The sequence below is a fragment of the Mesorhizobium sp. M2A.F.Ca.ET.039.01.1.1 genome, from assembly GCF_003998035.1.
GTDB lineage: Bacteria > Pseudomonadota > Alphaproteobacteria > Rhizobiales > Rhizobiaceae > Mesorhizobium.
In genome coordinates this window covers 1-3,552 of sequence record NZ_RZRY01000650.1, presented here as the reverse complement: position 1 = coordinate 3,552, position 3,552 = coordinate 1, and the positions used below count along the sequence as shown (strand labels likewise).

2 protein-coding genes and 1 pseudogene are annotated in these 3,552 nt (G+C 55.9%); 1 reads left to right on the top strand and 2 read right to left on the bottom strand.

Features of this window, described 5'->3' with window-relative positions:
* Positions 1-132 (top strand): annotated as a pseudogene (locus EOA24_RS31145) (IS481 family transposase); the annotation flags it as partial.
* 175 nt (positions 133-307) lie between these two features.
* Here EOA24_RS31145 and EOA24_RS31140 read toward each other — a convergent pair.
* Both EOA24_RS31140 and EOA24_RS31135 read right to left on the bottom strand, forming a co-directional pair.
* The gene (locus EOA24_RS31140) at positions 308-1,045 is read right to left on the bottom strand and encodes a LuxR family transcriptional regulator (protein WP_082826574.1); all 738 of its coding nucleotides are present in this window, start codon (positions 1,043-1,045) and stop codon (positions 308-310) included.
* An 870-nt stretch (positions 1,046-1,915) separates the two neighbouring features.
* Positions 1,916-3,322 (bottom strand): aminotransferase, encoded by a 1,407-nt coding sequence (locus tag EOA24_RS31135; RefSeq protein WP_063169303.1) that lies wholly within the window; start codon positions 3,320-3,322, stop codon positions 1,916-1,918.
* Between the last annotated feature and the right edge of the window lie 230 nt (positions 3,323-3,552).

Below are 3,552 nucleotides of genomic sequence, written 5' to 3'. Positions count from 1 at the left end.
CACCGCGCCGCAGAGTTGCCGGTCTGGCTGCACAGATACAATTGGCACCGTCCCCACGGGAGCCTAAAGTCCAAAACACCTATCAGTCGCCTCGCTCTAACCGAGGACAACCTGTTGAGGCTCCACAACTAGCTCGTCAGCGACGACACACCCGCTCGAGCACCCATAGACTATGATCACCGGCGCGGACTGGAAGAATACGGCTGCATCGCCCGAGCCGGCGGAACAGAAGATCTCGGCATCCAGTCAACGCTCGATACAAAGCGCGCGATCGAATGGCCCGAGCACAAGGGGATCAAAAAGCTTCTCAGACAATTGAGGACCCTTCGGACCCCAAAAGGGCTATAGCCTGATTTTGGGTTCGCACGCCTAGCTTCTTCTTGGCATTGTCCAAATGAAAAGCGATCGTGCGTGGCTTGATACCCAAGATGCGGCCGGTCACCCAGGCTGAATTACCCCGCGCTGCCCACCTCAGGCACTCATATTCGCGGGATGTCAGCGAAACCCCATCCACTGTTCGATCGCTCGGCAATTTGCGGCGAACGCAACGATGAAAGCAGGCCGCCATCAGTTGAAGAGCTTGTTCGTACCGCTCAGCGACCCGAAGAAATACTGGACGAGGCTCATCGGCGGCAAAAGTAACCGCAGCGATGCGGCCGCGGAGATCGACAATTGGGATCGTCAAACCGCAGCAGATGCTGAATTGAGCCGCCTCATCGAATAGCTGCTGTTGAGCCGGCGACATTTTATCGCCTCCCAAATTCGATCCCCAGTGAAACGGGCAGCCGCCATTTCGAGCACGCAAGACCACAGGATCGAGTTTCTCATACTGATTTTCCAGATACTGTCTGGTCCAGCGGGGTGGATAGTTTGAAATTAACCTCGGTTTGCCGGAAGGCCGTGCTGGCAAGGAGAGGTAGGCAAAGAAGATTAGGTCAAGTCGTCCGGCCGCCTCAGCCATGGCATCCCGGAAATCTGCCTCATCGATACTCTGTGACAGTCTTTCAAGGAATGTCTCGAAAACAAGTGGCATGTGCCTCGTCATCGTCGCGCTCGATTCTTCCTCTTTCTGCACGCCTTCCGGCTGCGTCGTGTATGTCCCGACAAACGTGATTGAATTCGCGGGCGTCGCTGGGCTGACCGGGCTCCAGAATGCTGCCACACTTTCGATCTTCGTCGGTCATCCCAATCATGCTGGGCTCACCCGATGGGCGTCTGGCAGACGCCTCATGATCTCAACAGCTCAATCAGAGAATCTCCATGCATTAAATCATGACCGCCCCTGCACCGACCAAATCAGGAGAAATCATCCTGCGCTGACCAAAAGCCATCATTGACCCCAGCTTTTGCAGGAATTTGGGTCGGCATTAGCATAACAATTCGGATAGCCGCTCATCCCCCACCCGGGGCGCCGTGATCCGCAAAGAAGTGTTGCGATGCTTTCTTTTCTTTGATAGGCAAATCGTCTCAACAATATTAAAATGCCTTTCCTTGTGAACGGGGTGGCGTGTGAGTATCGTCCTTCTATATACCTGACGTGATAAAATTCACCGCAATGATTATGGCCCGCTGCAATGATGTAAAGGGCACGTCTAAGCTCAATCTGCATCGGAACGTGCAGATGACCTTTACCAGACCCTCGATCCCGCACGGGCCATAATGATACTGATTACGTGGGTCAAAAAGGGCGCCCTGCCGGCGGGGAGGGACACCCGCAGGGCGCGCCGCACAGAGGTCCTGGTCGTTGGGCAACAGGACAGCGGCGGCAGAACTGATTCGGTTACAAATCGTGACTGAAATAGCCCGGAGCATGCTCAAGATCAGATATCTGGAATTCAACAGTTTTGGGTCTGCTCGGCGCAGTAGCGCGCAGGGACATGCCTGCCTCCGGACTCGCTCCTTCGCGATCGCAAAATCATACGGCACCCTCGGCCTTCAGCGCGCGATAGGTGGTATCGACCGACTTTACCGTCGCGTCGACAATGATGTCGATCTCTTTTCGGGTAATGATCAGGGGGGGGGCATAACCGAGGATGTCGCCATGCGGCATGGCCCGTCCGATGACGCCATTCTCAAACAGAGCAGCTGCAGTGCGCACCCCGACCTGAAGGTCGGGTTCGAATGGTATCCTTTGTTTTGGGTCCCGCATCATCTCCACGGCCGACAGGATACCCACTCCGCGAACTTCACCAACGATGGGATGTCCCGCCAGCTCGGCCTTCATCCGGTCTTGCCAATACGGTCCAACATCGCGGACATGCTCCAGAATATTTTTTTCTTTAAGCAGTCGAATATTGGCGAGCGCGGCTGCGGCACAAAGCGTGTGCCCCGAATATGTCCAGCCGTGGCCGAGTGCGCCGTGCTTCTCAGTTCCTTGTTCCAAAACCGACCAGACACGGTCGCCAATGATTGACCCGGAGATGGGGAGGTAGGCGGAACTCAAACCCTTTGCGATGGTCACGAAATCCGGACGCATGTTATACAGGTGGGAACCGAACTTCTCGCCGGTTCGCGCGAAGCCACAGACCACTTCATCCGCGATTAGAAGGATATCGTATTTGTCGAGCACCGCTTGAATGGACGTCCAGTACCCTTTGGGGGGCGGCACAATACCTCCTGTCCCAAGTACCGGCTCTCCGATAAAAGCTGCAACCGTTTCCGGTCCTTCGGCCAGGATCAAGGCTTCAAGCTCATCGGCACAGCGCCGGGAGAACGCTTCCTCGCTCTCCTCGACACGCGCCTGGCGGTAATAGTGCGGCGTGGTTGTATGGCGCACCAAATCCAGAGGCAGGTCGAAGAAATTGTGAAAGAAGGGAAGGCCAGTTAGGCTACCCGTGACCAATCCAGACCCGTGATAGCCGCGATTTCGCGAGATGATCTTTTTCTTTTCGGGCCGGCCAAGAATGTTATTATAGTACCAGACCAGCTTGATGTTGGTTTCGTTGGCATCGGAACCGGAGAGGCCGAAATAGACCCTTCGCATGTTCTGACCGAAATACTCGACCACGGCCTCTGCCAACAGGGCGACCGGCTCCGTACCTTGGCTGGCATAGACGTGTGCGAACGGCAATTCGTGTGCTTGCCTGGCAATGGCCTCGGCGATCTCCGTGCATCCATATCCCATGTTGACGCAGTAGAGTCCTCCGAAACCGTCGAGGCTCCTTCGGCCTTCGGTGTCCCAGATATAGACGCCTTCCGCACCGGCCATAATCCTATTTGGCGTTTCGCCTCGGCTGTGCTTGGCCAAATGCGTAGAAGGATGGAAGACGAAGCTTCTATCCTTCTCCCGGAGTTGCTCGGTTCCCAGATTGCTCAAGCGCATGTCCCTCTCCTCGCGATAAATTGGCGGAGGGCACTCGGCCAGCCACCTGTTTAGCAAATAGCATACCGGAAACGTCCCTTGAGTTTCTCGGGAATGCAGGTTATTCGCCGTGAAATTCGCGGGATCGGCCCGAATTGCCGTGAAAACTAAGGCGTCACGTTCGCCTTAGCCGAGGGTCGGGGGCGCGTCATGCAAACACGAACAGCTTACGACGCGCATGCGCCCAGCAT

Coding starts and splice junctions, on each gene's coding strand:
- EOA24_RS31140 (WP_082826574.1), bottom strand. CDS start 1,045: ATGACGAGGCACATGCCACTTGTTTTCGAGACATTCCTTGAAAGACTG.
- EOA24_RS31135 (WP_063169303.1), bottom strand. CDS start 3,322: ATGCGCTTGAGCAATCTGGGAACCGAGCAACTCCGGGAGAAGGATAGA.